Genomic DNA, 7032 nt, shown 5'->3' on the forward strand with positions numbered 1-7032 from the left:
TTGACATGATAAATCTCCTTTCTTAAACCGGTTTAAGAAAGGAAAGTATATAAAATACCCAATTATTTATCTAACAAAGGGTTATGCAATATTTACCAACACGAATACCAACAATCTATGAGTATTTCACCCGCAATGACAGCCGGCTATCATTGTCAGTGTCTGACTGAGGCATTACCTCATTTGCCCGTATTTTGTGAAGCGGCGTCCCCTTTCAGTGGGTTCAGATCAACGGGGTACAGGTCCAGTGTTTCGATCTGTCCCTGCCTGTCGAAGGTGACGCTCGTCCGTGTGATTTCAATAATTTTTGCCCCATCGCTGTCCGGGACCACGTCGTTCTTGCCGTAGTAATCGGTCTTCCTTGTCTTTTTATTATAAATGATCGCTTTCACGTTCCCGCGGAGCCGGGAGATGGTGGTCCCCTTTAACTCCAGGTCCAGCTTTGGCAGCGGAGGGGGCGGGGTGGGGACAGGAGTCGGCTCGGGCGGCGGCGCGGCCACGATGTCCTTGTTTTTGAATATATTCGCCTGGTCAATGATCGCGTATCGCCCGCTGGTAATTTTTAGCTTTTCAGCCGGCGTGGTCGCTTCGGCCTTCTTGGCCGTTTCGGCCTTCTTCGGTTTTTCCGGCTGCCAGGAGGTCTGGAGCGCGCGGTAGGAGATGCAGGCGAGAAGCGCCCCCAGTACGACATTGGTGATGTGGAGTGATCGTAAGGGGATCACCGGACGCCCCCTTGCCTCAGCCGGCCGAGCAAATCCATCCTCTTGATTTCCTTTCCCAGTGCGCCCCCCTCACTGGCGAGGCGCTCCGGAGAACGCTCGCTGATGGCGCGGAAGATGCTGCTCGAATCGTCAATCAGTGTCTGTGACTCATCGATCCGCGCGCGCGAACCCCTTGAGGCATCGGAGAGCCCCTCGCGCAGGTAGATGGCCCTGTAGAGCATATCGCCCTCGATGACCTTTTCCTTGAGGCTGCTCCAGCAACCGGCGTCCCCTGCCGCCGCGCAGGCCTGGAGCCCTGAAACTATTATCCGAGCGTCGCTGAGGTATGCGCTCAGGGCATCCATGAATTTCTGATCACCCGGGCGCCTGTGGGCGAATTTGCTCCCCATCTCCTCGATGGCGGTCTCTGTGTGAGAGGGAACGGGTTCCCGTCTGGTCGAGAGGTGGAACACCAGGGCGCAGATGAGCAGCAGAAACGCCCCTGCCGCAACGGCCGGTTTCCTCAAAATATGTACGAGCGAAGCGAGGAACGGAATCGCCCCTGCCTGCCGCTCCCCCTCGATCGCGGTGAGCAGCTCGCTCCATCGCTCTGCGCCCGGTTCCATCCTCGGGAGCGCGGACAGGCCTCTGGAGATCGAATCCATCGCCGCGAGCTCCCGGGCGCATCGGGGGCACGAGGCGATGTGGCGCCCGACCTCATCTCCCTCTCGGCCTGTCAGTTCGCCGAGACGATAGGCGAGAATTTTATCATAATCCAGTGGGCATTTCATGGATATATCACGGGGAGCATTAAATATCTGACATGTCATTGCGAGGAGCGTAGCGACGAAGCAATCTCAACTCTTTGGGCAGTAGGAGATTGCTTCTCCCGCCAAGGCGGGATCGCAATGACCATGGCAAAAAGTGTAAAGAATAATGTGCTCCCATTAGTAAGTCAGTGGAGTATCCCCATTTTTTAGAAACCAAGGTAATTTTTCACCACGGACCTGCCTGCCGGCGGGCAGGGATAAACACGGATTATTTATTGCCCTAGAAACTAGAAACGAGAAACTGTTGTTACTGTTTTAAAGATCTCCGTGTCCTCCGTGCCTCCGTGGTAGATTATACATTTATCAGTCACCCCAGAAATCCTTCAGCCGTTCCCTGAGTATCTTCAGGCCGGCGTGCAGGCGCGATTGCACCGTGCCGAGCGGGCAGCCGGCGATCTCGGCAATTTCCGCGTACTTCATCGAGTCGAGGTAGCGCAGCGCGATCACCTCCCGCTGCTCGGGTGGGAGCGCGCCGAGCTCCTCACGCAGCCGCCCGGTGAATTCCCTGCCGGCGGCCCCCCTCAGGGGTGATGTCATGCGCCCCGCGGCATGGCCCTCGGATGCGTCTCTCAGCAGCGGGAGCGTGAAGTTGCGGCGGCGCTTTATCCTGCGCAGCTCATCCCGGCAGCGGTTCGCCGCGATAGAGTATATCCAGGTGGAGAACCGCTTCCCCTGATCAAACCGCCCCGCGTGCCTGAATACCCTGAGGAACGTTTCCTGTACGACGTCCTCAGCGGCCGCACGGTCGCCCAGCATGTAGGACGCGTAGGTCGTCAGGCGCGACGCGTACCTGTCATAGAGCACCCGAAGAGACGAGTGATCGCCTTCGGCGACCCTCAGCATGAGCTCCCCGTCTCTCACTTCCATATATTAATACGCTCCGGGGGTATTTTTGTTCGCTTCCGCGGCATTTATTTTTCGGAGCATCGCCCCTGCGCCCTGATCGCCGGGCGTGCGCCGTATCACCTCTTCCAGGTGTTCCCTCGCCTTATCGAAGAATCCTTCCTCCGCGAAGATCGCGGCCAGATTCTTCCGCGCCGCCGAATCACCGGGATCGAGCCTCACCGCTTCCTCGATCTCGCCCAGTGCCCTGGCTGGTTTCCCGTCATACAGGTACGCGAGGCCGAGCGCACTGTGGGCCAGGGCGTTCGAGGGCGCGATGCGCACGGCATCCCTCGCCTCGCGCGTCGCCCCTGGCGCGTCTCCCTCGCCGAGAAGGACCGTCGCGAGATTGATGCGGGGCTCCGCGTAGGCCCGGCTCATCCGGCATGCCTGCTGGAGTTCAGTGATTGCGGCTGACGTGTTCCCCTCTTGAACGGCGATCAGGCCGAGCATGTTGTGGGCCTCGGGGAGCGATGGGTAATGCGCGAGGGCGCGGTTGAGCATGTCTCTCGCGCAACCCCGCAGCCCCAGCGTGAAAAAGAGCTCCCCTGCCCGGAGCTCCTCGATCGGGAATGAGTCGCCCGTGTGGATGAGTGAGAGGCGGCAGCCGCTGAGGTCGAGGCGGGAAGGTGCGGGGAATCCGGGGCGATTTCTCAAGAAAATAACCGCGCGGGCATCTGCGTAGACGGGGATCCAGCCGTTGCTCTTCCAGAGCGACGGCAGCAGGGCCCTGACGTCCCGTGAGCTGTGCGTGAGGAGCGCCGCGGAGATCCCGTATTTCTCAGCGAGCGTGTCGAACGCGCCGATATCTCCCATCGCGCTGAGGTATGCCTGGAAGAGCGTCTCTCCGTAGACGAGGTTTCGCCCGTCAATGAACACCGCGCGGCGCGGATAGAAACGCCCCGCAAAGTAGCTCCCGATATCATAGTTGCAGAAGACGCGCCCCTCGATGCGTGATGAGTCGAGAAAATCCATGGCCGCATCGGGAAATGCGATCTGCGACTTCCCGAGGCCGAACCGTTTCAGGCTGCGCTGTCTCACGTAGTATGTGTTATCGGTCACCTCCCGTATCAGCAGGCAGAAAAGCAGGGAGATCAGCACCGCGCCCGCGACGCCGCAGACCCTCGCCGCCCCCGCCCATCGTTTCGCGAGGAATTGCGCGACCCCCGCGAGGTTGTACGCGAGCCCCGGTGCAGCGAGCAGCGCGAACAATGGCATGTGCCTGCGGGATCGCATCGAGAGGAATGCAAACACCGCCATGGTGACCGCGTGGGAGGCGCGCGCGTTCCTGATATTGACAATGGCCGAGGCGATGCAGAGCGTGAGCATCAGCTTGAAAAAAAATACCGAAGACGCGGCAGGGAAGGCTGCCGACGGCGGTGTCCAGGGGATGACGGTTGCGCTGAAGACGCGTGACGCTGTCTGGAGCCAGGGCTGGGGGAACACGGAAAATCCATACGGGTTGAGGATGCAGGAGGCCGAGGCGCACACGAGGATCAGCGCGAGCCTTTTTCGCCAGTGAGTCGCGTGCGCAGGCGGCCTCCTCCGTATATCCAGCAGGTAGACGAGGATGAGGAAAGGGCCAAGGAGGAATGACGGGTGCGTGTTCACCCAGAGCACCTGGAGCGGCACGAGGAGCCAGACTCGCGCGCTGTCGCTCGAATGTGTGCGATCGAGCAGGGAGATGAACGAGGCCGCGAGGAGCAGCGAGATGAGGTGTGGTTTTATGAGAAACCCATCGTTTGAAATGAGGAGCGAGAGCGTGAGGACCGAGATCGTGAGCGTGGGGGAGGCGTATGCGCGGCAGCACCGGTAGAGGATGACGAAGATCGCCAGCACGAGCGCCAGGCGGAGGAGGGTGAGGCCTACCGCACCGGCGGCGGCATAGGCAGCCCACAGGCCGGCCTGGGCGAGCCAGTGCACGTCAATCCATGATTCGCCTGCGGCGCTGTAGGAAAAGAAATCAGTCCGGGGAACGCGCAGGTTATGGCAGATGTACTCCCCGGTTTTCAGGTACAGCCAGACATCCGTGTCGATGATGCGGAAGCATCCAAAGGCGGATACGGTGAGAAAGAAGAACACCGACGGAAGGGAGCTCATCAGGCGTCTCATAGGGAGGGGTATTGTAACAAAAACGTGAGCCGGTGCGGCCGGAAATGCGTATGAGACCGTAATGGGGTATGGGGTTTTAGCCGCGGATTGAAACAAAGTGCGAAAAAGAATGGACACTACCTCAGCGCACAATTATTCCCCAAACAACATCCTCATATCCCGGTATACAGCTACCGATATCTCGCGGAATGACCCCCAATGGAACAAGGCCGACGATCACCTGGAAGTCCAATTCTCTATCTCCGGATGGGATTACATCCGGGATAGACGGTATCGAGAAGAGCGTCTTTGTTTGGGCCTTCCCTATCCCGTGCGGCGCCCTTGCCAGACGATGAACGCCCTTACGCAATGATCGGGTATTGCCGGGGACAAAGGAATAAAAATCGCCGGCTGCCATAATCCCTCCATACGCGTCACAAGGGGTCAGGAGAGGTTGTACGCTGACTTCGATCGCGAATGCCTTGCCCACTCTGGGATTTCCGATGCTCGGCGTGATATCCAGAAGCGGTGTTGGTGTCTGTGTCGGCGTCGGTACCGGTGTTGCCAGTCCAACAAACGCATAAACGGCATTGTCATCGGATCCCACATAGACCCTTCCGTATGAATCTATTGATGGAGAAGAAGCAACGTCGCCCTCCGTTCTATAGCTCCATTGAAGCGCGCCGGATGAGGCAATAACATAAACGTTGTTGTCACAAGACCCCACATAAGCTTTCCCGCTTCCGTCCACCGCAGGGGAGGAAGAAATATCATTTCCTGCGGCATAACTCCAGTTGAGAGAACCAGTGAAATTGAGCGCATAAACATTGTTATCGCAAGATCCGAAGCAAACTGCTGAATCATAAAGGGCGGGGGACGAAACGACATCATCTCCTGTCAGGTAACTCCATATAAGCGCCCCATTAGAATCGCCGAGCGCATAAAAATTATTATCACTGCTCCCCACGCAAACTGCTACTGCTCCATATTTGACTACGGCGGGAGAGGATAAAACATCATTTCCTGTCGCATAATTCCATCTCAACGAGCCCCACGAACGGGCGTAAACGATATTATCATGAGAGCCTGTATACTCAGAATAATCGGACATAGCGGGCGAAGAAAATACAGGCCCGCCGGTGAGGCAGCTCCATAAAAGGGTTCCCGGCTGTCTCTGGGTAAAATACTCCATATCCCATAATTTTATGGCATCACTCTCCTCATCCTCCTCATGACCGCAAGATAAGCTGCATGGAGGAGGGGCAGGCTGTCCTATAAATGCATAAAGCGCTCCATCATGAGATCCTATGCTTACAATATCAGGGTCTGCATAATGAGTGCTTATCGCAGGTGATGAGGAAACACTATCTGAACTTGAATAACTCCACAGCAGTGAGCCGTTCCATCCGATGGCATAGATGTTGTTGTCCATGGCGCCGGCATAGACCGTACCGTCATACTCCACGGCGGGAGAAGAAACTATGTCATCCGAGCTTGCATACCTCCATTTCAGCACACCATCCCACGTAAGCGCGTAGAGCCCGTTGTCACAGGAACCGAAATATACTCCTCCGGCATTGGTGGCGGATGGAGATGACGTTACTTTGCCGCCTGTTACGTAACTCCATGCAAGTTTTCCTGTTTCTGAAGCGATTGCATAAGTCGTTCCTGTGTGCAAGGCGTCTTTACGGAACATCGGCCAATCGTCATAGTAACCATGAGCAATGTCCCTTACTGAAACTGTGGCATATAATATATTCAGCGCAATCAAATATCGTCTCATGATTCCTCCCCTGCCCCGCTTCAATCTTTAAGGTTTGAACAGTCCCTCTTTTTACTTCACAATCGCCATTGTATCCGGATTGCTGAGCCATGTGCGGGTGTCGAGCGGACTGTAGCCTTTGTACACGAGCACGCCATGGATCAGATACCTGCATGTATACTTCTGAGCTGTAATAGGGTTATACTCATAATGTTCTGCTGCTGTTGAAGCTATGTAATTTCCATCAGGATCAATTGCTATCCCGGTGGCTTTTAGCTTGTACTGTAAATATTTATATACTTTTTCAGGAAACCCGAGTTAGCAATTACAATGATGCGAAATGCATTCCTACCGCAACTAATCGTGATAGTATCAGTTGCGCAAGTTTTACATGAGCGAAGTGGATAAGCCATTTACACAAAAACCCCCATAGGCCATCATGGCTTGAGATGGTGTGTTTTTGCACCATTCAATCTTGCCCTCAGCGCACAATTATTCCCCAAACAACATCCTCATATCCCGGTATACAGCTACCGATATCTCGCGGAATGACCCCCAATGGAACAAGGCCGACGATCACCTGGAAGTCCAATTCTCCATCTCCGGATGGGATTACATCCGGGATAGACGGTATCGAGAAGAGCGTCCTTGTTTGGGCCTTCCCTATCCCGTGCGGCGCCCTTGCCAGACGATGAACGCCCTTACGCAATGATCGGGTATTGCCGGGGACAAAGGAATAAAAATCGCCGGCTGCCATAATCCCTCC

The 7032-nt window shown here is 56.1% G+C and carries 6 protein-coding genes; all 6 read right to left on the reverse strand.

The features are described from left to right. Positions 1–179 precede the first annotated feature (179 nt). Entirely contained in the window at positions 180–722 is a 543-nt protein-coding gene (locus NTX71_11290; GenBank protein ID MCX6340481.1) for a hypothetical protein, read from the reverse strand. Further along, on the reverse strand, positions 719–1492 hold the full coding sequence (locus NTX71_11295; GenBank protein MCX6340482.1) for a zf-HC2 domain-containing protein: 774 nt from the start codon (positions 1490–1492) through the stop codon (positions 719–721). Before NTX71_11295 ends, NTX71_11290 begins: the two co-directional genes overlap by 4 nt. Before the next feature lie 342 nt (positions 1493–1834). Then, on the reverse strand, positions 1835–2398 hold the full coding sequence (locus tag NTX71_11300; protein ID MCX6340483.1) for a sigma-70 family RNA polymerase sigma factor: 564 nt from the start codon (positions 2396–2398) through the stop codon (positions 1835–1837). Between the two features lie 3 nt (positions 2399–2401). Beyond that, positions 2402–4513: a tetratricopeptide repeat protein gene (locus NTX71_11305; GenBank protein MCX6340484.1), complete on the reverse strand. Its 2112-nt coding sequence runs from the start codon at positions 4511–4513 to the stop codon at positions 2402–2404. Positions 4514–4646: 133 nt separating this feature from the next. Next, on the reverse strand, positions 4647–6287 hold the full coding sequence (locus NTX71_11310; GenBank protein MCX6340485.1) for a PQQ-binding-like beta-propeller repeat protein: 1641 nt from the start codon (positions 6285–6287) through the stop codon (positions 4647–4649). Positions 6288–6747: 460 nt separating this feature from the next. Then, the coding region (locus tag NTX71_11315; protein MCX6340486.1) for a hypothetical protein at positions 6748–7032 on the reverse strand (285 nt) is incomplete at its 5' end.

Source organism: Candidatus Auribacterota bacterium, assembly GCA_026392035.1.
GTDB lineage: Bacteria > Auribacterota > Tritonobacteria > UBA1439 > UBA1439 > JAPLCX01.

Coding starts and splice junctions, on each gene's coding strand:
- NTX71_11305 (MCX6340484.1), bottom strand. CDS start 4,513: ATGAGCTCCCTTCCGTCGGTGTTCTTCTTTCTCACCGTATCCGCCTTT.
- NTX71_11295 (MCX6340482.1), bottom strand. CDS start 1,492: ATGAAATGCCCACTGGATTATGATAAAATTCTCGCCTATCGTCTCGGC.
- NTX71_11310 (MCX6340485.1), bottom strand. CDS start 6,287: ATGAGACGATATTTGATTGCGCTGAATATATTATATGCCACAGTTTCA.
- NTX71_11300 (MCX6340483.1), bottom strand. CDS start 2,398: ATGGAAGTGAGAGACGGGGAGCTCATGCTGAGGGTCGCCGAAGGCGAT.